23 protein-coding genes and 1 pseudogene are annotated in these 26776 nt (G+C 39.0%); 9 read left to right on the top strand and 15 right to left on the bottom strand.

Features of this window, described 5'->3' with window-relative positions; genetic code table 11:
* The first annotated feature begins 16 nt into the window (after window positions 1-16).
* On the top strand, window positions 17-2533 hold the full coding sequence (locus ABEB05_RS02480) for an SLBB domain-containing protein (protein ID WP_265787241.1): 2517 nt from the start codon (window positions 17-19) through the stop codon (window positions 2531-2533).
* 83 nt (window positions 2534-2616) lie between these two features.
* On the opposite strand, the gene ABEB05_RS02475 is transcribed toward ABEB05_RS02480, so the two are convergent.
* Window positions 2617-3924 carry a glycerate kinase type-2 family protein gene (locus ABEB05_RS02475; RefSeq protein WP_265787239.1) on the bottom strand — a complete coding sequence of 436 codons (1308 nt, stop codon included), beginning with the start codon at window positions 3922-3924 and terminating at the stop codon, window positions 2617-2619.
* 167 nt (window positions 3925-4091) lie between these two features.
* Here ABEB05_RS02475 and ABEB05_RS02470 point away from each other — a divergent pair, with 167 nt between their 5' ends.
* Genes ABEB05_RS02470 through ABEB05_RS02460 form a run of 3 tightly spaced genes read left to right on the top strand, consistent with a single transcriptional unit; the run spans window position 4092 to window position 4704 of the window.
* On the top strand, window positions 4092-4241 hold the full coding sequence (locus ABEB05_RS02470; protein ID WP_265787237.1) for an oxidoreductase-like domain-containing protein: 150 nt from the start codon (window positions 4092-4094) through the stop codon (window positions 4239-4241).
* Between the two features lie 20 nt (window positions 4242-4261).
* Window positions 4262-4486 (top strand): translation initiation factor, encoded by a 225-nt coding sequence (locus ABEB05_RS02465; protein ID WP_265787235.1) that lies wholly within the window; start codon window positions 4262-4264, stop codon window positions 4484-4486.
* Window positions 4487-4521: 35 nt separating this feature from the next.
* Window positions 4522-4704 (top strand): hypothetical protein, encoded by a 183-nt coding sequence (locus tag ABEB05_RS02460; protein ID WP_265787233.1) that lies wholly within the window; start codon window positions 4522-4524, stop codon window positions 4702-4704.
* 438 nt (window positions 4705-5142) lie between these two features.
* Here ABEB05_RS02460 and ABEB05_RS02455 read toward each other — a convergent pair whose 3' ends face one another.
* The 4 genes and pseudogenes from ABEB05_RS02455 to ABEB05_RS02440 all read right to left on the bottom strand — a co-directional run bounded on the left by ABEB05_RS02455 (window position 5143) and on the right by ABEB05_RS02440 (window position 8636).
* Window positions 5143-5637 (bottom strand): putative metallopeptidase, encoded by a 495-nt coding sequence (locus tag ABEB05_RS02455; RefSeq protein WP_265787231.1) that lies wholly within the window; start codon window positions 5635-5637, stop codon window positions 5143-5145.
* 66 nt (window positions 5638-5703) lie between these two features.
* The gene (locus ABEB05_RS02450) at window positions 5704-6159 is read right to left on the bottom strand and encodes a DinB family protein (RefSeq protein ID WP_265787229.1); all 456 of its coding nucleotides are present in this window, start codon (window positions 6157-6159) and stop codon (window positions 5704-5706) included.
* 233 nt (window positions 6160-6392) lie between these two features.
* A complete protein-coding gene (nei, locus tag ABEB05_RS02445; protein ID WP_265787227.1) occupies window positions 6393-7214 on the bottom strand; it encodes an endonuclease VIII in 822 nt (273 codons plus the stop codon).
* A gap of 304 nt (window positions 7215-7518) precedes the next feature.
* Window positions 7519-8636 (bottom strand): annotated as a pseudogene (locus ABEB05_RS02440) (IS3 family transposase).
* 259 nt (window positions 8637-8895) lie between these two features.
* On the opposite strand from ABEB05_RS02440, the gene ABEB05_RS02435 reads away from it, so the two are divergent.
* The 4 genes from ABEB05_RS02435 (at window position 8896) to ABEB05_RS02420 (ending at window position 14064) form a co-directional block, all read left to right on the top strand.
* On the top strand, window positions 8896-10203 hold the full coding sequence (locus tag ABEB05_RS02435) for a sulfotransferase family protein (RefSeq protein WP_265787225.1): 1308 nt from the start codon (window positions 8896-8898) through the stop codon (window positions 10201-10203).
* Between the two features lie 377 nt (window positions 10204-10580).
* Window positions 10581-11753 (top strand): glycosyltransferase family 4 protein, encoded by a 1173-nt coding sequence (locus tag ABEB05_RS02430; protein ID WP_265787223.1) that lies wholly within the window; start codon window positions 10581-10583, stop codon window positions 11751-11753.
* Between the two features lie 138 nt (window positions 11754-11891).
* Window positions 11892-13268, top strand: coding sequence for a hypothetical protein (locus ABEB05_RS02425; protein ID WP_265787221.1), 1377 nt, complete (start codon window positions 11892-11894; stop codon window positions 13266-13268).
* A 4-nt stretch (window positions 13269-13272) separates the two neighbouring features.
* Window positions 13273-14064 carry a hypothetical protein gene (locus ABEB05_RS02420; RefSeq protein ID WP_265787219.1) on the top strand — a complete coding sequence of 264 codons (792 nt, stop codon included), beginning with the start codon at window positions 13273-13275 and terminating at the stop codon, window positions 14062-14064.
* 71 nt (window positions 14065-14135) lie between these two features.
* On the opposite strand, the gene ABEB05_RS02415 is transcribed toward ABEB05_RS02420, so the two are convergent.
* On the bottom strand, window positions 14136-14783 hold the full coding sequence (locus ABEB05_RS02415) for a class I SAM-dependent methyltransferase (RefSeq protein WP_265787217.1): 648 nt from the start codon (window positions 14781-14783) through the stop codon (window positions 14136-14138).
* A gap of 230 nt (window positions 14784-15013) precedes the next feature.
* On the opposite strand from ABEB05_RS02415, the gene ABEB05_RS02410 reads away from it, so the two are divergent.
* Window positions 15014-17986, top strand: coding sequence for a fibronectin type III domain-containing protein (locus ABEB05_RS02410; protein WP_265787215.1), 2973 nt, complete (start codon window positions 15014-15016; stop codon window positions 17984-17986).
* 27 nt (window positions 17987-18013) lie between these two features.
* Here ABEB05_RS02410 and ABEB05_RS02405 read toward each other — a convergent pair whose 3' ends face one another.
* From ABEB05_RS02405 to rfbC, 9 genes are all read right to left on the bottom strand, one after another.
* Window positions 18014-18871, bottom strand: a complete 858-nt coding sequence (locus ABEB05_RS02405) for a glycosyltransferase family 2 protein (RefSeq protein ID WP_345694228.1) — start codon at window positions 18869-18871, stop codon at window positions 18014-18016.
* A 46-nt stretch (window positions 18872-18917) separates the two neighbouring features.
* Window positions 18918-19601: a polysaccharide deacetylase family protein gene (locus ABEB05_RS02400; RefSeq protein ID WP_265787211.1), complete on the bottom strand. Its 684-nt coding sequence runs from the start codon at window positions 19599-19601 to the stop codon at window positions 18918-18920.
* A 6-nt stretch (window positions 19602-19607) separates the two neighbouring features.
* Window positions 19608-20402, bottom strand: coding sequence for a sugar phosphate nucleotidyltransferase (locus tag ABEB05_RS02395; protein ID WP_265787209.1), 795 nt, complete (start codon window positions 20400-20402; stop codon window positions 19608-19610).
* A 2-nt stretch (window positions 20403-20404) separates the two neighbouring features.
* The gene (locus ABEB05_RS02390; RefSeq protein WP_265787207.1) at window positions 20405-21352 is read right to left on the bottom strand and encodes a glycosyltransferase family 2 protein; all 948 of its coding nucleotides are present in this window, start codon (window positions 21350-21352) and stop codon (window positions 20405-20407) included.
* The gene (locus tag ABEB05_RS02385) at window positions 21339-22274 is read right to left on the bottom strand and encodes a hypothetical protein (protein WP_265787205.1); all 936 of its coding nucleotides are present in this window, start codon (window positions 22272-22274) and stop codon (window positions 21339-21341) included. Before ABEB05_RS02385 ends, ABEB05_RS02390 begins: the two co-directional genes overlap by 14 nt.
* Before the next feature lie 152 nt (window positions 22275-22426).
* Window positions 22427-22984, bottom strand: a complete 558-nt coding sequence (locus ABEB05_RS02380; protein WP_265787203.1) for a hypothetical protein — start codon at window positions 22982-22984, stop codon at window positions 22427-22429.
* A gap of 13 nt (window positions 22985-22997) precedes the next feature.
* Window positions 22998-24857, bottom strand: a complete 1860-nt coding sequence (locus tag ABEB05_RS02375; RefSeq protein ID WP_265787201.1) for a carbamoyltransferase family protein — start codon at window positions 24855-24857, stop codon at window positions 22998-23000.
* A gap of 39 nt (window positions 24858-24896) precedes the next feature.
* Complete coding sequence (locus ABEB05_RS02370; RefSeq protein ID WP_265787199.1) at window positions 24897-26189, bottom strand: NAD(P)H-dependent oxidoreductase; 1293 nt, start codon at window positions 26187-26189, stop codon at window positions 24897-24899.
* Window positions 26190-26241: 52 nt separating this feature from the next.
* Window positions 26242-26775, bottom strand: coding sequence for a dTDP-4-dehydrorhamnose 3,5-epimerase (rfbC, locus tag ABEB05_RS02365; protein WP_265787197.1), 534 nt, complete (start codon window positions 26773-26775; stop codon window positions 26242-26244).
* Between the last annotated feature and the right edge of the window lies 1 nt (window position 26776).

The raw sequence follows: 26776 nt of genomic DNA, 5'->3' as shown, positions 1-26776 counted from the left end.
AAGATTATAAAAATCAATGCGACTGACGAAGAGCCTGTTAACTATTCTCTTTCTATGCATTGCTGTTTCAGCAAGTGCTCAAAGCCTTTCCGATATAGATTTTAAAAGTGTACGCGTAAGTGAACTTTCCGACCAGCAAATCCAGCGCATTTACAGTGGAGCACAATCCAGGGGTTTATCTATTGATGAAACAGTACAGTTAGCAGTTGCACAGGGCCTCCCCCAATCCCAGGCAAGCCAGCTTCGCCAACGACTTCAGCAGGTTCGCGCTGGTACCGCTGGGCAAGGTCAAGAGCAAGGATTTCCCGGACAATTAAGGAATCAGGTTCCCATTGAAGGGCCTGCTCCCGATTCCACAAAGTTTGATTCCCTTTATATGATAGCCGATTCGCTCAAAAGAGCGGAACGTCAAATGAAGGACAAAATATTCGGTTATAAGATATTTACCAATGAAAGGGTTACTTTTGAGCCGGCCATGAATATCCCTACGCCCCAGGATTATCAAATAGGTCCGGGCGATGAACTGGTTATCAATATTTGGGGAGCAGCCCAAATGAATTATAACCTGCCTGTTTCACCGGAGGGATTTATACAAATTCAGGACCTTGGGCCCGTGAATGTAAATGGACTAAGTATTAAGGAGGCAGAAGAACGTCTGAGAGCGCGGTTGGGTCAAATTTACTCGGGCTTGGATCCCCAGAATGAACAAAACAAGGATACCTATATGCAGCTATCCCTGGGGCAGGTGCGTAGCATCAACGTAACAGTACTAGGTGAAGTTTCCGTGCCGGGCTCCTATACCCTTTCCTCCCTTTCAACCGTGTTTAATGCATTATATGCGGCTGGCGGGCCAACAACTTCAGGTAGTTTTCGGGAAATTAATGTTATCCGAGGTAGTGAAACCGTGGCTACATTTGATCTTTATGATTTGCTTGTTTATGGCGACCAGTCCAGTAATATTCGACTCCGCTCGCAGGATATTATCCAAGTCAAGCCATATAACAATCGCATTGAAATTGAAGGAGAAGTTAAACGTCCCGGTATCTATGAACTAATGGGGAAAGAAACGCTCCAGGATCTTATTCTTTATGCCGGTGATTTTACCAATAAAGCTTATACCGAACGTATAAAAGTCATTGGAAACACTCCAAAACAGAAGCGTATTACCGACGTGCGGAAAGGATTTTTTGATAATTATATTCTGGAAAATGGTGATTCGGTATCGGTTGGAAAAATACTGGATCGGTTTGAAAATATGGTCCAAATTGAAGGAGCGGTATTTCGTCCGGGAGAATATGCCTTAGAAGATACTACCTCGCTTTACTCCCTTATTCAACGAGCCGACGGACTTATGGGAGATGCCTTTATGAACCGGGGTATTATCTATCGTACCCGTGACGATTACACGATAGAAACCATCTCGTTTAATGTTCGCGAGCTCATTAGGAATCCAGAACAAAATAATATTGATCTTCAAAAAGATGACCGTGTTCGCATATCCTCCATCTTTGATCTTCGAGAAGATTATACTGTTACTATTAATGGTCCGGTACAAAAACCTGACCAATATGAATTTGCCTATGGTATGACTCTGGAAGATTTGATTTACCAGGCCGGAGGATTTATGCAGTCTGCTGCCCCCTATCGTATAGAGGTTGCGAGGCGAATCCGGGATGCCAGTCAGACCGCCAAAAGCAGTTCTTTTATTGCCGATGTTCAAACTTTTGAAGTAAATGAAGATCTGACGCTGAACGAAGAAGACGCTTCGTTTAAGTTACAGCCCTTTGATCAGGTGTATATCAGAAGACTCCCAAATTATGAAGAACAGCAGGAAATCCATGTTGTAGGAGAAGTACAATTCCCAGGCAAATATGCTATTTCCGCTAGAAATGAACGTATTTCAGATATTATTGAAAGAGCCGGCGGGCTGACTCCTGACGCTTATACCGATGGGGCCACTCTTTTTCGTAAGCGAGAGTTTACTCAACAGGAATCACAACAAATGACTGCAAATGTGCAGGGAGAAGGCCTGACAGCGGAAGAACGGGCACAACAACTAGAGGAACAGCGCCAGCAAAGATTACAGGATGAGTCTGCACAGGTTGGAATTGAACTTCCACAGGTTCTGCAAAATCCCGGATCAAGATACGATTTACTATTGGAAGAAGGAGACTCCCTGTTTATCCCCAAAAAACTTGAAACGGTTACAGTAGAAGGGGGTGTATTTTATCCTACCACGGTTCGGTATGAAGACGGTCGATCCTTTAGAGACTATATAACAGCTGCCGGTGGATTTAATGACCTGGCCATTAAAAAACGCGCATATATTATCCATGCCAACGGCGATGTGGATCGCGTGAAGAAATTCCTTTTCTTTAAGAATTTCCCAGATGTGGAACCGGGAGCCACCATTGTCGTGCCGGAAGAGTCGCCCACTGCCGGACTTTCACCACAGGAACGTATAAGTATTTTATCTACGGTCACCTCTACTCTGGCCCTGATCGTTACCACCATTGTACAAATTAATCGCTAAAAGGAGAAAGATATTCAAGCGTGGGGTTACAATAAAGTAATAGGTTAGTCAACTTTGTAATGCCACGGTATTTTTTACCGGCACTAATTTCGTATTACAAAAACGACATCCATCAAGTTGTTTCCGGTGGGGCCCGTTACTAACAGGGTATCCATCTGCTTGTGAAAATGATAGGAATCATTGTTTTGAAGATGCTCATCAGGGTTTACTCCCTTATCTCTTGCTTTTGTTATGGTTTGCCCATCTACGATGGCTCCGGCCGCATCAGTAGGACCGTCAACCCCATCTGTACCGGCACTCAGCCAGCTTAAATTGTTATATCCCGCTATCTTAAGGGCCCCACGCAGCGCTAGTTCCTGATTCCTCCCTCCCTTGCCTTCACCGGTTACCACTACCCTGCTTTCTCCATAAAAAAAGAATATTGCAGGATTCCCATCTCGGTCTTCATTGGATAACACTTTATCTGTTATATATGAGGCTACCGATTCAACATCTTCGTTAAATGGTTGATCCGAAAGGACGCACTTATAACCATCCTCACTGGCAAAATCGGCCGCTTGTTGAGTAAACTGTTCTGCCGAACTAATAATTTCAGTTTCATGCCTTTTAATCGTCTCTTCTTCTGGAGATAATGTTTCCACCACTTCTCCGGTTAATCCTTTTTCTATGTGACTCTTAACGCTTTCAGGAATCTTGTTCCACAACTGATATTCCAATAAAACATGATAAGCATCCTGGTATGTTGATGGATCACCCACGGTCGGACCACTTCCAATAAAGGTCGGATCATTACTAGGTACATCGGAAATAATCAAATCTATGAGGGTTACATCTTGATGCAAATAACGCAGTAACTGACCTCCTTTTATCTGGGAACAATGTTTTCTTACCGTGTTTATTTCACTTATGGATGCCCCGCACTGATTCAATAAATCAAATGTTGTACGTAAATCTGATAGCGTGATTGCCCCGGCCGGATTACACATTAGGGAAGAAGTTCCCCCTGAAATCAATGTTATAATTAATGCGTTTTTGGGCACGCTTTCCATAAAAGAAGCAGCGGCACGTCCCGCTTTTATACTTTCCTCATCCGGAACGGGATGATTCGCTGTTATAATCTGATCAGCCGAACAATTTTCAGGAGAATTCGGGGTTACAATCAAGCTTTTAATTATCCTGTTGCCAATGATATTATCTAAACTTTTAAACATAGGAATCGAAGCCTTACCAACGGCTAATACATATACCGGATATTCATCGCTTTCAAAGTGATGGTCCCTTATTTTTATTTTTGCTCCCTCTATTTCTACGGCCTCTCTGACAGCATTCTCGGGCGAACATGCTGTTAAGGTTCGGTGAAACAGATCTTTTAAATAATTTTTATCGCCCATAAGTATACCTGAGGTCATCAATTTAATACTTCACTATTAAACTAATAAACTTTCAGTTTAAAAATGAATGCCCGTCCCAGCTTTCACTCGTATTCTTCGACCATATGTTCTTTAACAAATATAAATTTCTTTGATTAAAGTCCTCAGGTACTCTATCTTCGGTCACTATGAAAAAACCAATTAAACCTCTTCCCACGGACTGCTGTGGTAGCGGATGTGACCGATGCGTATATGATATTTATGTAGAGCATCTCAAACGTTACCGTAAATGGAAGCAAGAGCAGAAAAAAAAGGAAGAGCAAACCCAGACCAAATAATTTTTTAATATTAAGGCATTATGGCTATCAAAATAAAGAAAGAAACCGGTGGACGACGAGGTAAAACAGTTACCGTTATTAGTAATATTAAACACAATCCACAGGTTATCGAAGATTTGGAAAAGAAGCTAAAAAAACACTGTGGAGCAGGCGGCACCAGTTATGCCAAAACGATTGAAATTCAGGGCGATCACGTAGCCAAGGTGCAAAAATTTCTTGAGAAAGAAGGATTTGAAGTTAAATAAAAGTTGTAAAGTTACATGTTGAATGTTAGAAGGTGATGGAAAACTTAAATATTACTGAAAAACAGCTAAAAGCAATACTCAACCAAATTAAAAGCGATGATAGTCCGGTAGGTATTGACGCCGGAAAGACCCATGCTATTATCATTCAAAAGCTGCTGGATATAGATAAGCGTTTACAGTCGCTGGAAGAGGTAATTAATGGAAAAGAACGCCAATAGTAGGACTCAATATTTGTCAAGGATACTCTTCAACAATCCCGAATATTCTACACAAAAGAATCAACAATATAGATTGTGGGACAACGAAGAACATGAAGAATAAAAATGGTCTCTGGCTGTGCTTCCCTAACGAAATAGTACCGACGACCATCGCTATAACAATCACTAACATGGCCAAAAAACCGGACCATGTACATCAAAGTACTTTTTAATCCCGGTTCCCTTCTCTTTCTTGTTATTTTCTCCGCTTAATCGCAATCCCATCTACTGTAGAGTCTAAAGAATTCACTTTATCTGCTCCTAAGGCTCGTAGTAAATATCGTAATAACATTTAAGGGCAAAAACGTTCAGCCTTAACAGTAACTCAGCTATAAATTAAAAAAGAAAAGGGATGTATATATTTATATATACACCCCTCAAAGCTTACGAATAACTTATTTATAAAGATACTTTACTCTCTCTTTTGGGGTCAAGATCATAAAGAGAAGATACTGTTGCCTGCACCGTTTTGTACCAGTCATTGCCGTACTTGTCATTAATCTCGTAGAAATCGGAAAAGTCTGGCTTGCGGATCTTCATCTTCCACTCCTGATTTTTGGCTTTATAAACGGGATCCACATGCATAAGCTGATGGAAAAGAACCATCTCCCGCGTTTTTTGGTCGAGCATATCCCACATTTCCCCGGATATCTCAATCAAATAGTTATTTCCGGAATAGTATTGTACCTCCCGGGATGCCTTGACGCATTTGGCTGCTTTATATTTTGAGAGATTAGGATAAACGAGAAAGTAGCCAATTTCAGCGGGACCGAAATCCAGGCTTTCGCGCTCAATCACTATTTCCGCTATTTTTTCTACTTCGGGGGATTCCATCAGCTGTTTATTACTATGTGCAATGGTATCTCCCGGCTTTAAAAAATCATTGTCTTTCATGAACGTACTTCTGCTTTAAATTTATATTTCCAAGGGTTCCAAAGGTATGATTCTCCCGGCTTCTTTTCATCCCCTTTCAGATAATAAGCGCCCCAGGTAATTAATTTGTCCCAAGTGATAGTTTAAGTGACCATACAAATGAATAAGAAACCCCCGAGTTGAAAATTCATATGAAGTCTCCAGCGGATATTCTTCGGATAAGTCGCTATCCTCCAAAGTATCAAAAACAGTATCGAGCGTTCTTTGTAAAGACTCGACATCCGCAATCAGATCTTTCTTAGATGTTTGAGTAGTCGTAAACTCTTGTTCACGCTGACGAACATAGCCGGTTTCCCCAATACCTTCTCCAATGTAATGATTGAGGTTACCGACCAGATGCTGTACCAATACTCCACAACTGTTAGTAACTCCCTCGGGGGCATTCCAAAGCAGATCCTCGGGAATGGCTTCTATATTATCAATAAGCTGATCAAGATCTCGCATGTAAAGCGTTCGCAAATCTCGTTGTAATGAATTTTCCATAGTCGAAGGGTTTTTTGATGAAAGTTCAATTACAATATAATTAATTTTGCCCTTACCTTATCCAGATCATCCTTCATATTCAACTGGTAATTCGGAAAAAATCGATTTTCGTCCGCCTTTTCTATTGACACAAAAGGCTCCTAAAAAGCCAAGGACCACTGAAATAAAGACCTTTTGCTCCGGTCATTTTGGAGTCCGTTTTTTTCAAGCCTTCTGGACATTAGGATCATCAATCAGTTTAACTGACAATTCGGACAATAATAGATTTTACGTCCCCCGGTCTTCTCTTCCTCGATAACCGTACCGCACTTATGGCACCGATCATCAGTCCGATTATAAACGAAATGTCTGTAATCATCATACGATGCATTTTCGCGTTTAAGGGCGTTCACAATCTTTTCGTCGTTCGTTACCCCTCCCGTTTCATAGGAACGTTCAGAGAGTTTAATGGTGGCTTCTGCTAACGCTTCTTTCTCTTGATTCGAATATTCACGAAGCTTTTCACGGGGATTGACTTTGGCGTAAAACATAATCTCGCTACGCAAATAGTTCCCAATACCGCTTACAAACCCCTGATCTAACAGTAAAGTCGTAAGCTTTCGGTTTTTAAATTTATCAGATTGAAACTGTCCAAGGATATCTTCATAGGTTGTTTTTGGATGAAGGACGTCGGGACCTAACTTTTGGATATAGGAATGTTCATTGACCTTATCTCTATTCAAAATCTCTATTTCTGAAGCAGAATAAAGATAAGCTGATTTTTCATCGTTATGAATAGCTACTCGCAGGGACCGGTTGGTATCAGGTTGCTCGCCATTTTTACTAATCATCCACTTACCATAAAGCTGATTGTGACTGTACATAACGGTATCACTTTCAAAGTACGTGAGTATCGCCTTTCCCCTGGCCTCTACCCTGTTAACCTTTTGTCCCTCTAATTTAGACTCATATTCCTTGAGTTTATCAAAAGCAAAAAAGAGGTCGTTTATCGGTTTATTTTTTAGGGATTCGGTAAGTACGTCTGCAGTTCTCCAAATTTCCGGTCCTTCGGGCATAAATAATTCTACTATTAATATTAACTCAAGTTATCATGATCAACTATTTTACAAATGCAAGGGGTAAATCGTTCGGTAATTCTAAATCTTAAAATGCTTGCCTCAGAATAAGTATCAGAAATTCATTTTAATCAATCGTCAAATCCTTATCCAATTAGCCTACTATTATACCTATAAGACCTAATAATCAAATTTCTTTTTCTAATATTAATATCTCTAGATTAGAAAAATAAAAAATCTTATCCCCCCTTTCTGAATCGCAATCCGTATATATTTCAACTGGTAATGAGCCCCTCCCCGTAATTCACCCAGTCAAAAGTAGAGAATCGGACGTTATGCGGTGTTGTTCAATGTATTCATTCGGGGTCAAATCTCCTAGTGAACTGTGAGGTCTGAAGCCGTTATATTCGGTTCTCCAGGCCTCGATTTTCTGGCGAGCATCTTCCAACGATAAGAACCAATGTAGGTTTAAACACTCATCGCGGAAGCTCCCGTTGAACGATTCAATATACGGGTTGTCGGTAGGTTTCCCCGGCCTGGAGAAGTCCAGCGTCACCCCTTTGTCGTAGGCCCACTGGTCGAGTATTTTAGAGATAAATTCACTGCCATTGTCGACTTGGATCCGTTCTGGCACCTGACCAACTCGACGGGAAATTCGTTCCATAATTCCGGTTACATCCCCTCCTTTGATCGACTGATCTGCATGGATGGCTAGGCAGCTGCGACTAAAATTATCCACTACAGTTAAGGCTCACAGTCGGCGCCCATCGAAGAGCTGGTCGGCCACAAAATCCATACTCCATAGTTGGTGGGGCCCGCTGAGGTCGGGGCGATCCAGGCGATGCGCGGCCGCCCGGCTTCTTCTGGGGCGTTTGGCACGCAGATTCAGCCCTTCAAGCTTGTAGAGCCGATATACGCGCTTATGATTCACCATCCAGCCTTCCCGACGAAGTAACACGTAGATCCGCCAGAATCCGTATCGAACCCGGGTCATGGCGATTTCACGAATACGAGCGCGAAGGGGGTCGTCATCACGCTCGACGGGTTGGTAACGAAAGGTGGGCCGTGCGAGCACGGTCACCTGCGCCACACGGCGCTCGGAGATGCGGTACTCCTCGACCAGCCACCGGGCCAGCTCGCGGCAGCGGGCCGGCCTCATAGCTTTTTTTTGAGTACTTCCTGAAGCATATGTTTGTCCAGGGACAGATCGGCCACCAGCTTCTTCAGCCGGCTGTTTTCTTCCTCGAGCTGACGCAGGCGGCGCAGCTCGGAGGTGCCCAGCCCACCAAACTTTTTCTTCCAGTTGTAGAAGGTCGCCTCGCTGATGCCCATCTTGCGGCAGACCTCCCCAACGCGGGTTCCCGTCTCGGCCTGGTGGAGGGCAAAGACAATCTGAGATTCGGTAAATTTTGATTTTTTCATGGCAATGATGATTTATTTTAAGTTAGCATAATTGCCCGAAAACTCTACTTTACAATGGACCAGTTTTTAGGGAGGAGGTCAGTAAGAACATTCAACTTCATCTTGATGGTAGAAGAAGTGCTCAACACGATATACATTTATTATTAAAATTTAGAAAAAAGAAAAGAATATACATTAAAGAAGAATTAAATTGGGAGCATAATGCAAGTTATCATTTAGAATTTTACAAAACCTATTTAGCTACTTATAGCATAACACCATGTCTCATGAAAACATACCTATTGCTTCAGATAAACCATTATTATACGATAAAAGAAGACCAATATTTATAGTTGGTATACCTCGATCTGGAACAACTCTTCTAGCAGCTTTAATATCTTCGCATAGTGAAATTGCCTGTGGCCCGGAAACTCATTTTTTTTCTAAAACCAGTTTTGAACAAAGGCAAGAAGCTGTCGAAGATCCAAATTGGCCGGAACAGGCTGTTAGTTTAATCACTTCAATAAAGCTAAGTGGGCAATTTGTATACAAATTATTTAAGCTATCTAAAAAACAAATATATACCTATTTAAAGGATTCTGTGCCCTCACAACAAGCCATGCTAGAATCACTTACCGCCCAATTTGCAAAAAATATTGATAAACCATTTTGGGCTGAGAAAACACCAAACCACTTACTACACTTACCAGAAATTTTAAATCTTTATCCTAACGCATCAATAATACAAATTATTCGCGATCCGAGGGATGCATGTAATTCCATGAAAAAACTACCTCATGCGAGTGATTCTGCTATTATCAACAGTTATCATTGGTATAGGTTGGAGAGTCAGCTAACAAATAACGAAAAATTAAAAAATAGTATCTCTGTTAGATATGAAGACTTAGTAAATAGAACGACTTTCATACTAGATAAAATTTGCACCCACATTGGTATTCAGCATGAAGGTACTATGTTTGATCCGACTATATCAGCTAGGCACTTAGTTTCCCCAAAAGAAACTTGGAAAAACAAAGTATCTAAGCCAATAAATTCAGAAAATGTTTATAAATGGAAAAGTAAAATGCCAGCTAAAGAGGCCAAGGCTATTAGTTTGATTTGTCATGAGGGAATTTTCAATTACCAGTACCCTGATCCAATTCGTCCTAAAACAACAATCCCAGTTTTTGGTTTGGATTGGCATAGCGCTACAATTATTAGTAAAGACATTATCGCCCTATCGGAAAAAAATATTTTCTTAAAACCAGCCAAAAATAAAGAATTACTGAAATTACAGGCAGGAAGTGAAAGAATTTTACCCCTATTAGAACTGCCGAAAATTGGTCAAAAGCGTGTTAAACGTCTTTTTTTCACCATTCGTATCATTATTCGACTGTTAATTGAAAAGTTTAATGGAACTAAAATACTGTACTGGTCTGAATCCAAACCAGGAAATAGTCTCACCTCCAGGTTCATTCAAAAAATAATTACTGTTCTGGGTACAGAATTTGACATTCATTCTAATGACTTTGAAAAGGGAACTGAAATAGCTTCTGCAAAAACTTTTCTTGGTAGGACTATTAAGTAAAATATCCTTTATTCCTATCTATCTTTATACAAGATTCTATAATGATTAAAATCAAGAATTTAACTTTCCACCTACAGAGCCTTTTTTATAAAAAGCTCTAAACCATACCCATAAGGCAATCCTAGACTTCTCCAGATCAGGGAAATACCGAAAATTTATATTCGGTATTTAAAATCTTAAATCTCTCGCTTAGCGTAAGTATTAGAAATATCTAATTAGTTTTTGAAGCAAAAGCATTGGTTATTTTAAATAGAGAGGTTCCATAAATAAAAGAGATATATTAAAGTTTCAGAGAAAATCTGGGCATTAGTTTAATAGTTAGTTTTGCCAGGAAGCAATAACTACCATTATTACAGGGGATACAACAAGGGATTTATATGAAAATAGCTTTTCTTACAGATCAATATGTTACTGATGATAAAAATGAGGGAGGCGTTGGAAATTACTTGGCAAAAATGGGCGCCGCTTTATCTAAGCATGGTCATCATGTAGAAGTTTTTGCATTGGTAAACCATCCCCACAATACAACTATCGTGAATGGCATTACTATTCACAGTATTAAGAAACCAGATAGCATATTATTCAAAGTCTTAAAGAGGCTGATCCTTTATTTATTTAGCCAAGAGGCTTATGAGAATATTAATACGATCATTTATTCGTATATCCTTAATAAAGCATTTGAGAAAAGAGATAAAAACATAAAATTTGATATTGTCCAATCAACAAATTATCCCCAAACAGGATTTTTTGTAAAAAGAAAGCAAGGACGTAAGCACTATTTAAGATTAAGCACATCAAGACTACTGTTTGATAAAGCTTCCTTTAAAAAGATCAAGTTAAGTCAAAAAATTACTGAAAAAATTGATCTCCACTGTATCCGAAAAGCGGATCATTCTTATTCCCCCAGTCAGTTTTTATCTGATTATTTTGAAAAAAAATATGCATTGGATATCTCTGTTGTACGTCCTCCTGCCATTTTATATATAGATCCCGCTAAAAAAATACCCTTCAATTTACCCAAAAGGTATTTAGTTCATTTTGGTATTCTCGGATTTAGAAAAGGCACCGATCTGGTTGCTGAGGCATTAGAAAAAGCATGGAAATCAAATCCGGATTTAAAAATGGTATGGGTTGGAAGATATTCTCAGGATATCGGTACTCCAATTCATGAAAAATTAGAAGATACCAAAGAGAGGTTAATCTGGATTGATCACCAGCCTTCTTCTCAACTTTATAAGATCGTATCTGATTCTATCGCCTCTGTACTTCCATCCCGAGCGGATAATTTACCAAATACTGTGATTGAGAGTCTTCTTTTAGGAGTGCCTGTGATCGGTTTTTCTAATGCGAGCATTGACGAATTGGTAATTGCAGGTAAAAATGGGGAGCTCGTTCCATCAAACGATACTGATGCCCTGGCTATAGCTATGATTCAGGCATGGGATGAAAACAAGGATTGGTTGAACGGGAATATGACCCATCTTCCTGTTTTTGATGAAATGCAAGCTGAACAAGCAGTCAAAAATTTTCTTGAGTTAGAATCCCAGTAATAACATAAAATGAAAAGTCAGGTTCTATTAATACTTATTTGTACCCTTTCAATATGTTACCTGCTTTCGGCATGCCAAGAAAAATCACAATTTCCCCCAATTGATATTAAAACGGAATCGTATGAACAATTCCTTCAAATGGGATATCACCAAACCGTTAAGAAAGACTCATTAAGAATACAACCCTATAAAAAAAATGCCCGATACTGGCAATACAAGGGAGAACCCGTACTGCTGCTGGGAGCTTCAGACGAAGACAATCTTTTTAATCATCCAGATATCTGGCCCTACGGACTTGAGTCTCACCTCGATTTAATGGCATATAACGGTGGTAACTATGTAAGAAATACAATGTCGAGCAGGGATCACGGAAACGTCTGGCCGTTTGGGAAAACACAAGATGGAATCTACGATCTTACAACATGGAATGGAGAATACTGGAATCGTTTTAAGGATTTTCTTACCATGACATATGAACGTGATATTATTGTCCAAATTGAATTATGGGATCGCTTTGATTTTGCCCGGGATCCATGGAATCAGAATCCATTTAATCCAAAAAACAATGTGAATTATACTTCAGAGGAGAGTGGACTTCCCGAGGTAATCCAAACCCATCCCGGACAGAAAGAAAATCCATTTTTTAGATCTCCACCGGAATTCGAAGACAACCCTCTCCTGCTCAAATTCCAGGAGGCGCTTGTTGATCAGATACTGTCGATCTCTCTGGAATATCCCCATATCCTGTACTGTATCAGTAATGAAACAAATGAGTCACCAAAATGGAGCGACTTTTGGGCGTATTATATTTTGAAAAGTGCTAAGGAAAAAAATGTACTTATTCATGTAACAGAAATGTGGGATGCATGGGATCTTTCTGATCCGATGCATAAAGCTACTTTTGAAAAACCCAACCTCTATACCTATGTAGATATATCACAAAATAACCATCAGCAGGAACAAGCACATTGGGATAATGCTCAAGAGGTCCGAACTGAGATTCAGGAAAATGGGCGCAGACCGATAAATAGTGTTAAAATTTATGGAGGTCTAAATCATGGCGGTGGTTTTGAAGAAGGTACTCATAAGTTATGGCGGAATATATTCGGAGGTTTTGCATCTTCACGTTTTCATCGAACAAGTAATCCCTTTAATCCATCAGGCATAGGTCTTTCTCCCTTGGCACAAACCCACATAAAGAGCATGCGCATGCTAACAGACCGGATGAATGTTTTTTTAAGCAAACCGGCTAATCACTTGCTTGGGTATCGTCATGACGACGAAGCATATGCCATGGCTGACGTTGAGCATCAATATGCCGTTTATTTTCCTAATGGTGGTTCAGTTACCATTGATGTTTCCGATGCCTCCGGAGCACTTTCTCTGCAATGGCTAAACATTCAGAATAACGAGTGGGAAAATGAAATCCCGGTCAAGGGTCGCAGCACTGTCCAACTTACAGCACCCGGTAACGGACCGTGGGCAGTTTTACTATCAAATGTAAAATATTTTTAGAATTATGAGCTTTATTAAATCAACAAAAAATCTGATCGCCAAAACTATTGTTTTGTATCTCATCCATGGGCCGATAGTTTATTATGTTATCGGTATGAGGCGAAGCGGTAATCATGCTTTTATAAACTGGCTGACAAACGCACTTGAAGAACAGTATGCCAGTCTTAAACCTAAGATTGACAATTTATACATAACAAGCACTGGTAAAACTGTTTTTCTTGATGAAGTTAATATTAAGTCAGGAAAACGTTTTTTGAGCGTATTGTGGAATAACCGGGAACTAATTAAAAACTGTCAATATCTTATTATTTCTGCAGAAGATTGTGGGCCAAATTATAATAATTTTCGCATCCCAAAATGGAATGAAGCTATTTACATAAAACGAAGTGTCCTAAATGTGGTCGCGAGTAGACTTCGATATCTTCAGAAGAAAGCAAGCGAAGGTATTGGGTACTCAGAACATAATGTTGATGTTTCATTTTTCGAAACTCTATTAGAGTGGCATTCTATACCAGAAAACTTCAAAGTATGGGAGTACGAAAAATGGATTGTTTCAAAAGAATACAGATTAAACTTTCTACAACAATTAGAGCTTAAAGTTGATATTATTCCGACTATGAGTTCCCAAGGAGGCGGTTCCTCATTTAGTGGACAGGAAAAACCTAGTACTGTAGAAGCACTTTCCAGATATGAACAAGTGAACTTTTCTCCACCTATCATAAATCTTGTTACTGATGTAAAATATCAAAAATTGCTTAACCAGTCAGAAGTGGATTACTTAAAAAAGAACCCATAATCTAAAAAACCAGCAAATTAAATGAATCCTTTAAATATAAAAGGAAAGTAATATTATTGAGACTGACTTTGCTAAAGGACAAATAATGACCCCACCAATTCACTTGGTCCTCCGAATTCTTTGACTGCTTTCTTTACACCAGGGAATTTGGACTTGTAGTCATGCCCACAGATAATTTTAGCTCCCACTTGGCGTGCCCATCTTAGATCATCAAGTGTCGATTCATATTCATGGTTAGCATCACAAAAAAATAATCCTGGTATCGGCCCTGAATATTCATTATAAAAATCGTTCTTACTTTTATTTAAAATCTCAACATTATGATTTGAACTTGCATCTTGTAGCCTGGAAGCAGTTGCAAGTTTATGGGCAACCGGTGAAATATTATGTGGATTCCATGAGTAATTATCTACCGTAATCAATTTTTGTGCTTTACTTTTATTGATTGTAACTACCATCGTCGAAAACCCGAACAGAGTTCCAATCTCAATAATAGGATCCTCTTCAGATGTGCGCTGCACTAAGGTAGATAAAAAACGTGCCTCATCAACTGTCATTAAACCTGAATAGGCAATGCCACGTGCAACCTGAAAATCTTTATAAGCAAATAATTCAAGATCCCATTCAAATTCCTCGGCTACCTTTTTCTCAGACTCACTGAACCTGGATAACTCAAACCCCATAGATCCAATAATTTGCTTTGCTAATTTTTTTACCATGGCATTGTTACTTGTATAGATTTATGATTTAATCCCTGATCATTAAAAAGTTTCTATAAATAATCTATTAAAAATTTAAATTAAATTTGGATGTATACAGAAATGCGGAACCTTTTTTAGGTATTAATGTTCAATAATAAATATATCGATTTTCGGGTAAATATATTCACCAAAGAATTGATTCTATCACTTTTAAATTTTCAACTCAATTTCATGCCGAATGGTGTATTGTGTGTTATAAATCTAAACCGTCTAAAAAATCCACTCACTTCAAGATCCTGTATTTTTTCTTTTCATTATTTATAGTAGCGGATATCCTATATGCACAAGATCCTGATTCAACTCCCCTATACTATCCTTATGCAGAATGGGAAGTTGAACACGCTGATTATTCTGGTAATCCGTTCGATGTAATTGCAACTGTTACTTTTACACATACTTCTAGTGGTGAAGAAATTATCACTGAAATGTTTTATGATGGTGACTGGGACTGGGAAACCGGGACCAAAGGTTCGGTAAATATCTTTAAATTTAGGTTTTCAGGGACAAAACTAGGTGAATGGATCTTTAATACCTCTTCAAACGAATCTGCACTTAATAGATTATCGGGCTCTATTGAAGTGGTTGAACAAAGTAATGCTACACAGGCTCGTGGATTTATAAATCACCAAAATGCAAAATGGATTTGGGTAGGTAATGAAAAAGCCTTTATCCCAACACTTGTAATGAGAGGTGGGGAAGGTCTGGATCAATACCATAATAATCTTTCTCAATTGGATGCTGATATAACGGAGTTTATTGGGGGACATGGATTTAAGGGTTTCCACATCCCAGTCTGGTACAGTTGGTGGGATATTACCGCGGAAGATGGTTTATATACCAATAGTTCCCTTGATATGACCGATTCGAATGTATCTCCTGACCCAGAAGCTTTCAAAGTAATGGAATCAATTATAAAACGAATATATGAAGAAGGTGGTTTTATTCATATTTGGAATCATGGCCCAATAACAGGGATGGACTCTGGAGAAATAGGAAGGAACAGTGTAAGAATGCAAAGACTACAGCGCTACGTAGCAGCTAGGCTAGGTCCATTACCTGGTTGGACTATGGGAGTTGGATGGGATGTTTGGGACCGTTGGACGGGGGCTGAAGTTGCTACATGGAGAAATTATTACCATTCCAAACTAGGATGGCCTCATATAATTGGCGGAAGAATACATAAAAACGATGACCCCATATCTAGTATAATGACTAATCAAACTGACTATATAGGCCATGAAGACCATGCCACAATCAATTATAATGGTAATATAGCCTATGACAGGTGGGTAGACTGGCTTACTGAGTATCCCAACAAACCCCACCTTTCTGAGGATAGATTCCGAATAGATACGGGGGAAGAGGAATCTCGAAATTTTGATGATGACAACAGAGTCAGAAAAACAATATGGGAGTCTGCCATGGTTGGTGGAGTTGGAAGTATATGGGGCCATGGACCTTGGATTAATGACGAATACAGTCATTCTTCTGTATTTGACAACAAAGGAATGTTTAAAGTCTTTTCCAATTTTTGGACTGACCGCTTTGCTGTAGATTTTGAACGCAACAACAGCCTAACCGACGGATATGCTCTGTCAACCCCTTCTAAAAATAAGCTTATTTTCTACAAAGAAAGTACCAGTTCCATTGATATGGATTTAACGGGGGTTACCGTTGAATCTGCCGTGGCAGTCGATACCCGAGCTGCCCCCTATACTGAAATAAACATCACTTCAAATATTATTTCCAATAGCCAAATAACGTGGATGGCCCCCAACAGTTCGGACTGGGTGATAGCAATAGACGGTACAGATGACGGTTCCGGAGGCCAACCTCCGTCAAATCCCCCTTCTATTGATGAGGTTAGCACAACCGTCTCTTCTGCAGAGGTCGTATACAGTGAAATTTCCAACGCCGATAGCTACGAGTACCGCCTCGACGGAGGTGATCCGGTTAACATCGGAACCACCAATCCTTATGGAATTACCAATCTCAGTGCTGGCACCGCCTACGATCTCCAGATGAGATCGGTCAACAGCGATGGGACCAGCGATTGGTCAGCCACGACCACCTTTAACACCAATCAGGAAAACCAGCCACCAAAAAGCCCTCCCGCTTTCGACAATATTAACACCACCACTACAACGGCTGAAGTTTCCTACTCAACCGTATCCGATGCCGATAGTTATGCGTACCGGCTCAACAGTGGAGACCCAGTTAATATCGGGACCTCCAATCCCTTCGAAATAACCGGCCTTACCTCCAACACCTCTTACACGCTTCAAATGCGGGCTGTTAACAGTGAGGGTACCAGTGACTGGTCCACTGATACAACTTTTACCACTCAGGAAAGCGCTAATCCACCAAGCAGTCCCCCTAACATAGATAAGGTCAATGCTACCGAGACTACCGCTACGGTCAGTTACTCCGGTACCGATAATACCGATAGTTATGAATACCGTCTGGATGGGAATGAACCGGTCGATATTGGAACTACCAATCCTTTTAACATTGAAGGCCTGAGGCCCGGTACCTCCTATGACCTGCAGATGAGAGCTGTCAACTCTGACGGAAATTCCGACTGGTCTTCCACTACTACTTTTACTACACAGCAAGAATCACAATCTCCCGACAGTCCGCCAATTATTGATGAGGTTACCACCACAGAAACTACGGCCAAAGTCTACTACATCGAGGTTAATAACACCGGCAGTTATGAATATCGACTAGATGAAGGAGACCCAATTGACATAGGTACAACTAATCCATTCACTATCTCCGATCTGAGCCCGGGAACTTCCTACGACTTGCAGATGCGGGCCGTAAACAGTAACGGCACCAGTAGCTGGTCGGCTGATACTTCAATTACAACTACTTCCCCACAAGAAATGATTCCTGGTGAAGTTGTTTTACAACAAAATTATCCCAATCCATTTAATCCTGGAACCACGATACGATTTGGAATCCCAAGAGCTTCACATGTCCGTCTGGAATTATTTGATATGATAGGAAAAAAAATTCTTATTCTAGTAGATACTCAAAAAAAAGCTGGATTCCATAATATAACTTTCAGTGCAACAAATTTAGCAAGCGGAATATATATATATCGTCTTACATCAGAAAATACAGTTCAATCAAAGAAACTTACAATAATACAATAATATTAACAGTTATTGTTGATATTAAGGTTAGGGAGCAAAAACCCTAAATCTTATACTACCTTTTAACATTCCAATTCTATATCCAAGCCCTTTTATAAACGTATCCCTTTGCCATTTTTTCCATAAAAAAAATATTCTTCTTAATAATTTGACCCATAGCTTAATTCCCCTTAAATAGCTTACATTTGGTATTCCATATGGTTTGAACTTCTTATATAAAAGAGCGTTATACTCCCCCCAATTTAATCCTTGTCTAAATAAGTCCATCGTAGATTCTCGCGTTCTGACATGAACTAATGCCTTTGGCCAAAAAATCAAAGGTATTCCCTGAAGCTGAACCCTCCAGCAATAATCAGTATCTTCACAATAAATCAGCTCTTCATCAAATCCACCTATTTTCTCGTGGATTTTTCTACGAATACCTAGCCCGCAACCTCCCGAAAAAGGCAAGTAATCTACATAATTATATTGAATCAATCCTTTACTTGGATTTTTAGTATTAATTTTGTTTCCCACTTTGTTATCATTAACGAATTGATCCCTTTTTGAAGCTACAAAGGAATGCAATCTAATGCCTTCAGCTATTGCAGGTACCCAACCAGTTGCGATTATATCATCTGCATCAATAAATGCAATTAACTCTCCTTGGGCCTCCTCAACACCTCGATTTCTCGCATACGAAACACCTTTCTTTTTCGAAGCATCCACATATTTTATTTTATCTTCATTTCTTGAATACCTCTTTATTACTTTAACTGTAGAGTCGGTTGATCCATTATCACATAGCAGTACCTCCCACGATTCATCCCATGATTCATTAAGTAAAGCTTCTACTTGAAACTTTAAATTATCTTCTTCATTAAAACAAGGAACAATTACACTCAAAGATATGTCGGCTAAATTAGAACTCTTCATAGAAACAATTAATACTTTACTTAATCCATAATTTATTGTTTTCTATCCTATCTTTTAACAATTCTGAAACTGTTATAAAATTATAATCATCAATTGTAGTAAATATCTTATTTAATACCTCAAATAATGACGTCTTGTCATCATTTATTATTTCTTTTTCAAAAGTTCTATCATGTAAAAGTACTATGCTTCCTGGACAAATATTTTTTTTAAATTTCTGAAACATCCATTTAGAATCTCTATTCTCCCAATCTTCGAGGTGAAAATTCCAAGTTACTATTTTATAACCTAGTACTTTTGCTATAAGGGAGGTTCTTATATTTTGATGCCCAAATGGAGGACGAAAATATGAAGTATTAATAACAGAACTTGAGGATTGAATTTCTTTATAAACTTTTCCTAAGGTCATTTTAGGTAAGTCTTTATGAGACCAAGTATGATTGCCAAGTTCATGTCCCTCACTTACTATTCGATCAATTATTAAAGGATGTTCTTGGGCGAATTCTCCAATTACAAAGAATGTAGCTTTTGCATTAAATTCTTCCAATAAATCTAAGAGTTGCGGTGTATTGGAAGGATGAGGTCCATCATCAAATGTCAATGCTGCTACTTTTTCTTCGGTTTTAACCGATGTAGTAGTACCAACGACATCCTTTAAGCTCTTATTTAACAACCTTTCCCAATAATAGGAGATATTCATTTTTATTTACTGTATGAGTTGATTATTAATTGCTTTTACTAAATCCTCATATGTACCAATATCTACATAAAAGCCATTCTCAAATTTCACCGATTCAACATTTAATCCAGCATGAATAGCTTCTTGAATAACCTCCCCCATAAATAATTCTCTTCCTCTTTTTGAGGAATTTTTAATATTATGATTGGCAACATATTTATGCATAAAGAGCGTAAATTGATTTGACCATACCGCATGAAGCCATGTAAACTTGAGGTTGGTCTCCTCTGGCTTAATATGGATTTCTTGAACGTTTTGGTCTTTATCTATTTTCACCATATCCACTTTTTGCGGATTCTTAGTTCTAAAAAGACTTAATACAATATCTGCTCCGGTTTCCGCTTTTCTTTTAAGTAATGAGCTATAGACATCTTCAGGTTGAAATAATATATCAGGGAAGCCAAATAGTACTGTTTTATTTTTTATAAACGAGTAAGCCTTATCTAATGTGTATGGAACTCCATTTGTGGCATCCGTAACCACGTAGGCTAAGTCAATATTAAATTTTTCCCCATTACCAAAATATTCCGGAATATCCCATTTCCCTTTGCGTATAAGCATATAGCATAAGTCAACACTTGCTTTTTTAAAACTGTCTAATAGATAAGACGATATTACTTTGGGTGTACCCGTTTTGTTACTAGTTGAGCTAGTAAAGCCTATAGGGAATAGTTCCTTACTACATGGCAAAGGTGAAATTCTATGAGCCATGCCTGCAGCGGGTATCAGGCCTATCACTTTCGCATTATTCTTGCTGTCCATTACTAAATGGTTTCTGTATTGAAAAATAAAGAACGTATTTTTCTTAGCTTCGGCCTAATATCTCTTTTATATACATAACTAAAGGGGGAATAATAGTAATCAAACATCTTGTAATTGATTAAATACGATCGCCATCTTACCAAAGGAGATTTTATCCGATATACGCGATTATAATTCCACTCGCATAAGTTTATAGTAGATTTCTTGATCAAATCCTGATCTGACACATGCTCTTTAATCAAATGCAAAATATGATTTGAATCCATCGCCCACTCTTGTACAGATTCCGAACCACCCTTATTGTCTCCATGACGACGAAAGCTTGCTTTAACCTGACTGACATCTGCCCTTCCCATCATCGCAGTAAGCTTGATTTCAGCAACATTATCCTGTAATAAATTTTGGGGTGATGTAAACCCTCCGATCTGCTGTAAACCCTTTCTGTTATAGAGTACACTACATAAGTAAATAGAGACCTTTCTTTGGTCCATCCATTGCTCAATAAACTTCTCTATCGTATCAGCATCTACAAAATTTTTGCGAAACTGCAGCTCATTTCCAAATTCATCAATCACTCTTACCCCGGTCCTTATCAAACCAACATCTGTTCGGTAATTAACATCCTCTAAACATGCCTCTACAAAATCACTATCGACTTTGTCATCATCATGCAACAAAAGAAAATATTCTCCAGAAGCTTTTTCCAGGCAATAGTTAAAATTATTATTAGCTCCAATATTTTCGTTGTGCCTATAATATTTTATTCTGGAATCTTGATAGCAATTAACAAGTTCACTGGTATTATCAGTTGAACAGTTATCAGATACAACAATTTCAATATTCGAATAGGTTTGATTTAAAGCAGATTCAAGCGCTTCCTTTAGATATGCATCAGCACGATTATAGGTTGGAATTCCGATTGTAACTAACGGCAAGTTATCCTTTGACATAAATATCCTTCTCTTTATTCCCGTTTTTATAAACCGTAGTATAATAGTCCTTTATTACTTGAGAGACTTTCTTATTCCCTTTTTTATTCCAGTGAGGATCATAAATCTTATAATCCTCATCCGTTAAATGTGATTTACCTGCTATAAATGGAATATTCAGATCCCTGCAAATATTCCCGAACCTATCATCTGGGTAGTCGGCATTAAAATTAGCTTTTTTATCCAGATGTTTTTTGAAGCTCTTAACCCCATCGCCACTTAATTGTCTTTTATCAGGAATGGTAAAAACAACGAGTTCTGCACCAACAGAATCACAAATACTTTTGGCTCTATCCAGTAGAAAATGTACGCTTAAAAATACCCTCTTAGAATATGGGGATTCAGTGCAAATTTCAGCGAAATGAAGTGTGTTCTTTGCCTCTTCAGCATACTCCCATTTGTGGGGCTGTAAATGCTCAGTTACAATTTCCCAGTTGTCATCCCCGTTAATCCTTAGAAAAGGATTAGTATAATTCTTGGAATTGTATGGCTTCAAATTTTCTACAAGATCATTTTCAAGACAAACGAACCAAAAGATTAATTTTCCTTCTAACTTCTCACGATATTCTTCCATTAGCATCAACTCCTGTACCATATTATATCCCGGAGCTGCAATTGGTTTAATATTAATACCATTTTCCTTCCCATAATAGGTATCCTCCAATTTTGACCCAAACCCGAATGCAAAAGAATCACCAAATACTACAATATTGCTATCCTCTATTGCCTTACTATGAGGCCAGCCCAAGCTATCGGTAGTAATTGTTCCGATTTCTCCCACAGGATCTTGATATTTGACATCATTTAATGATGGATAAGGTTGCCAGCCGATTTTTGAATTATACTGTATTATTTCATTCCAGTTGGTAACTCCATTCAACATTAATGACTGGTCTACTTTTTTACACAAAAAAACAAACAACCAAAGAGGGCAAATTATAATCAGTACTGGTAAGACCAATACCATGGAGAGAAGAAAAAAAGGTGTTATTAATATTAACCGTAACATAAAATTTTATATTCTAAATTATTGTACTAATACAGGGTGTATGTATCGGAGGCGGCCTCGATATCTTCTATTGGTTCAGACAAAATTGAAAGCACAAATAGATAAGGGATGATTGCCAAAACCCACCATTTTTTTGTTTTTATAATCCATTTCAGCATGGAATAAAACCTGAACCTTTTCTGAGAGCTGTCTAAGGAAACATCTTGATTCCCTTTTTCTCCGATTAAGCTGGTAACCTTTTTAACTTCCCACATTGTATCACTTTTAGAAAATTTCAGCTTTCCCCCAGTTAACTTCAATGGAACAAGTAAAAGGTAGTGCACAATAAGCAGAACTATATATTGCAATAGAGATACCATTCTTCTAAGTGCTGCATTAAAGTATGCATAAGGTTTTACTATTTTATTTGGATATTTAACTCCGATCAAAACAAATAGTGGGATTGTCAGAAGTAAAGATAGCCAGATAAAAGAACCTGTAATAGCAACAGCAATAATAGAAGAAAGTACTAATACCGTTGTACACAAAACCACCCAGAAGCTTTTTAAAGTGTTATAAACAATCTTATTCGGAAGTGTAAGCATAGTTTAATCTCGTTTAGTCTAATTCAAATAAATCTTTGTAATTTGCTATCTCAGGTAATAAGCCTTCCTGTTGCTCCTCTTTTAAAAGCATAAAGTTGTCTATTACTAGGCAGTCAATATTTGTCGCCATAAAACATTTATATGCGTTTTCCGGAGTACAAACAATAGGCTCCCCCCGTATATTGAAGCTCGTGTTAACAATAACAGGGCAACCTGTTTTCTCATAAAATTTCTTCATCATGCGGTAATACCGGCCATGCCTTTTCTCATCAACGGTCTGGACTCGGGCTGAATAATCCACATGCGTTACTGCTGGAATAGTGGATCGGGGTACTGCTACCCGTTTACGCAAATCAGGATCGTTCATTTTTTTAATCTCCTCCTCACTCAGTTCTGTTCTTTCCTCTTTTTTTACCGGTGCCACAAAAAGCATATAAGGACTTTCCCTGCCCTCCTTCATTTCAAAGTATTTATGGACATGGTCATGAAGCACACATGGAGCAAAAGGACGAAATGATTCCCGAAACTTAATCTTCAAATTCATGGTCTGTTGCATTTGGGAGGAACGGGCATCTCCTATTATACTTCTACTACCCAGCGCCCGAGGTCCAAATTCCATTCTCCCGTTAAACCAGCCCACTATTTTTTCCTCTTTAAGCAGGTCCGAAACTCTGTCAATAAGTTCTTTTTCATCCTCAATTAATTCATAAATTGCACCAACTGAATCCAAATAAATTTGTTCTTTATCTTTGGTAAATGAGGGACCAAGGAATGACCCCTTTTGACTGTCATCAGGATGCACATTTCTTGGTTTATCCAAGTGGTGATGCCACATTAATAGTGCAGCTCCGAGTGCCCCACCAGCATCCCCTGCCGCCGGCTGTATCCAGATATTTTCGAAGGGACCTTCACGTAATATTTTGCCATTTGCAACACAATTCAAGGCAACTCCACCCGCCATTACCAAATTCTTTTTACCTGTAAGTTCATAAGCATATTTAGCGGAACGAAGTATAATTTCCTCCGTAACCTTCTGGATCGATGCAGCTAAGTCCATATCCTTCTGTTGAATAGTCTCTTCTGTTTTACGCGGCGGCCCGCCAAACAGGTTATGAAACTTATCAGAAGTCATTGCCAACCCTTTGGCGTAATTAAAATAGCTCATATCCATCCATATTGAACCGTCATCGTTAACCTTAATGACATTGTCCAAAATCGTGTCTACATATTTAGGTTCACCATAGGGAGCTAGCCCCATCAATTTATATTCCCCGGAGTTTACCTTGAATCCTGTATAATAAGTGAAGGCTGAATATAACATTCCAATGGAATGCGGAAATCGCATATCCCGAAGGAGTTCCACGTTGTTCACTTCTCCGACACCGACAGAACTGGTTGACCATTCACCAACCGCATCAAGTGTTAAAATAGCGGCCTCTTCATACGGTGATGGGAAAAAAGCAGATGCAGCATGTGACAGGTGGTGATCGGTATAACCAATTTCTCCCACAAATCCATCTCCCAATTCTCGTTTTATCTCTCTGGAAATATGCAACCGGTGATTTGCCCACAATGGAAATGATTCGGTAAAAAGTTTTTTAGCCGCCGGCCAAAAAGAAATGTATGTTTCCATAAGGCGATCAAACTTTAAAAAAGGGCTTTCATAAAATACTACATAGTCCAACTCCGAAATAACTATCCCGGCCTCATTTAAACAATATGAAACAGAATCAATTGGAAATCTTGCATCCCCTTTTTTCCTAGTAAAACGCTCTTCCTGAACAGCGGCGATAATTTCGCCATTTTTTAAAATAGCAGCTGCAGAGTCATGGTAGTAGGCTGATATACCCAGTATGTAGTTATCTTCTTTCATCTTTGATTATCTTTACAAATATATATTAGGATCATAGCATTATGAGAAATATTTCTTCTGTTCAATACGCAGCTGGTCAATTAATCTTCCTTCGGGTACTTTAACGTCGTCGTAAGTAATCGCCTGATCCTTTGCTATATCTTTTTTCAATGTACATCCCTCAGCCACACCTAAAGGCAACAGATTCTCCGAATCGGTTACTTCTGCATTTTCACAAACGCCGTATGTCATATAGTGGCCTATCCCGTCGATCACTTCGCCGGCTTTTAGGTCTTTTTTGGCGATGGTTATAACTTCGACGGATGGTCCTCCGTTCGGAGCAATAGTTGCGTCATCAAACAAAGCAGCACGTACTATTGTATTGGGAACCTCAAAATGGCACAAGTGATAAGGGGTATGGAAACAGTAGTATGGCCCCTCTCCCAGCTTATAGAGATTCAGATAATGCTGCTGAGTTGGATTATCATGTGTACCGATTATAAATACACCTGGTCCGGGTACGGCCCCCACAACATAATCAACAACCCCCTGTTCAATTTCCAATAATTCTTCAGGATATTCCCGTATAACCTCGGAGATTGGCGTACCCGAAGGCACCGTGGGACCATACATTCCCCTCTTCCCAACTTTCATATTTGTAGCGTTTGCCACAATAGCCTGTTCAAAAGAGATTTTACTCCCATCAGCAAAGGAGGTTACCATTGAAGGCTTTTGTCCCCACTTTTTGGCAAAGCCCTCTTGGGTTGTTGGATTTCGATACGGGTCATGGAGCCCTTTAATATTCCCACATAGCACTGGTTTTACTCCAATTCCTTTAACAAACCGATAAAGATTCATGATGACACCGGGTTGGTCACCATCAGCATTTGTTATAATTACATCATTTTTATCGGCATACACTTTTAAAATAGGTCCGACCGTTCCATCCAGTTCCGCATTCATCAGCACAACATGCTTTTTATTTTGAATAGCTTCTAAAACCACTTCAGCACTAAATTTAACAGCCCCGGTTACCTCAACTATCACATCAATTTCTGCTGATTTACACAAAAGAAATGGGTTGTCAGTTACCGTACTTTTATTATTGCGAACTGCACTATCGAGCTTGTCAACGGAGTCAACTTCTTCAACATTTTTGATTCCTGCTTTACTATAAGCTTTATATGCTTTTTCTTTGTCCCTATTGGAAATAGCAACCAGCCTCATTCCCTTAGTTGCCGCATGAATCTGAAGGGCAATTCCCTTTCCCATAAAACCAGCCCCAACCATTCCAACTTTAATAGGATTTTTCTCTTTTTCTCTTTTTTCAAGCGCTTTGTCAACTATTATCATCAGTTACCCCTTCCCGTTTTAAAAAAATATTTATTAGTTCAATTAACCTTGGTTACTCAGAATCAAAATCCGGCCAATTAAGGTCTTTTTCTGAAATCACATTTACCTCGGCTGGCCAATCGATATTAAAGGTGGGATCATTCCATCGTATACCTTCTTCCGCACCCGGGGTATAAAACTCTGAAACCTGGTAAGTTACTTCCGTGTCATCTTGCAGGGTAATAAATCCGTGTGCAAATCCCTCTGGTACATATAACATCTTGTGATTATGCTCAGTCAATTCCACACCGATCCATTTTTTAAAGGTGGGCGAACCTGACCGTACATCTATTATAGCGTCATAAATTCCTCCTTTTGTACACCGTACTAGCTTAGCTTCCCCATGGGGCTCGGTCTGGTAGTGCATTCCCCGAAGTGTCCCTTTTAACTTATTGTAGGATACATTGGCCTGAACTATAGATATCTGGATACCATGATCACGAAATTCATTCTGGCAATATTGCCGGGCGAAGAAGCCTCTTTCATCTTTCAGCTTATTCAATTCTATGATGTAGGCATCTTTGAGATTTGTTTTATGAAATATCATC

The organism is Fodinibius salicampi (genome assembly GCF_039545095.1).
Taxonomy (GTDB): Bacteria; Bacteroidota; Rhodothermia; order Balneolales; family Balneolaceae; genus Fodinibius; species Fodinibius salicampi.
This window is presented reverse-complemented; position numbering and strand designations above follow the sequence as displayed.

Bases quoted from the DNA above. Each gene is read 5' to 3' on its own strand.
- ABEB05_RS02420 (WP_265787219.1), top strand. From the start codon at position 13,273: ATGAGCTTTATTAAATCAACAAAAAATCTGATCGCCAAAACTATTGTT.
- ABEB05_RS02380 (WP_265787203.1), bottom strand. From the start codon at position 22,984: ATGCTTACACTTCCGAATAAGATTGTTTATAACACTTTAAAAAGCTTC.
- nei (WP_265787227.1), bottom strand. From the start codon at position 7,214: ATGCCCGAAGGACCGGAAATTTGGAGAACTGCAGACGTACTTACCGAA.
- ABEB05_RS02475 (WP_265787239.1), bottom strand. From the start codon at position 3,924: ATGGGCGATAAAAATTATTTAAAAGATCTGTTTCACCGAACCTTAACA.
- ABEB05_RS02430 (WP_265787223.1), top strand. From the start codon at position 10,581: ATGAAAATAGCTTTTCTTACAGATCAATATGTTACTGATGATAAAAAT.
- ABEB05_RS02455 (WP_265787231.1), bottom strand. From the start codon at position 5,637: ATGAAAGACAATGATTTTTTAAAGCCGGGAGATACCATTGCACATAGT.
- ABEB05_RS02415 (WP_265787217.1), bottom strand. From the start codon at position 14,783: ATGGTAAAAAAATTAGCAAAGCAAATTATTGGATCTATGGGGTTTGAG.
- rfbC (WP_265787197.1), bottom strand. From the start codon at position 26,775: ATGATATTTCATAAAACAAATCTCAAAGATGCCTACATCATAGAATTG.
- ABEB05_RS02400 (WP_265787211.1), bottom strand. From the start codon at position 19,601: ATGAATATCTCCTATTATTGGGAAAGGTTGTTAAATAAGAGCTTAAAG.
- ABEB05_RS02460 (WP_265787233.1), top strand. From the start codon at position 4,522: ATGGAAAACTTAAATATTACTGAAAAACAGCTAAAAGCAATACTCAAC.
- ABEB05_RS02390 (WP_265787207.1), bottom strand. From the start codon at position 21,352: ATGTCAAAGGATAACTTGCCGTTAGTTACAATCGGAATTCCAACCTAT.
- ABEB05_RS02480 (WP_265787241.1), top strand. From the start codon at position 17: ATGCGACTGACGAAGAGCCTGTTAACTATTCTCTTTCTATGCATTGCT.
- ABEB05_RS02425 (WP_265787221.1), top strand. From the start codon at position 11,892: ATGGGATATCACCAAACCGTTAAGAAAGACTCATTAAGAATACAACCC.
- ABEB05_RS02450 (WP_265787229.1), bottom strand. From the start codon at position 6,159: ATGGAAAATTCATTACAACGAGATTTGCGAACGCTTTACATGCGAGAT.
- ABEB05_RS02435 (WP_265787225.1), top strand. From the start codon at position 8,896: ATGTCTCATGAAAACATACCTATTGCTTCAGATAAACCATTATTATAC.
- ABEB05_RS02375 (WP_265787201.1), bottom strand. From the start codon at position 24,857: ATGAAAGAAGATAACTACATACTGGGTATATCAGCCTACTACCATGAC.
- ABEB05_RS02470 (WP_265787237.1), top strand. From the start codon at position 4,092: ATGAAAAAACCAATTAAACCTCTTCCCACGGACTGCTGTGGTAGCGGA.
- ABEB05_RS02385 (WP_265787205.1), bottom strand. From the start codon at position 22,274: ATGTTGAATGGAGTTACCAACTGGAATGAAATAATACAGTATAATTCA.
- ABEB05_RS02370 (WP_265787199.1), bottom strand. From the start codon at position 26,189: ATGATAATAGTTGACAAAGCGCTTGAAAAAAGAGAAAAAGAGAAAAAT.
- ABEB05_RS02465 (WP_265787235.1), top strand. From the start codon at position 4,262: ATGGCTATCAAAATAAAGAAAGAAACCGGTGGACGACGAGGTAAAACA.
- ABEB05_RS02395 (WP_265787209.1), bottom strand. From the start codon at position 20,402: ATGGACAGCAAGAATAATGCGAAAGTGATAGGCCTGATACCCGCTGCA.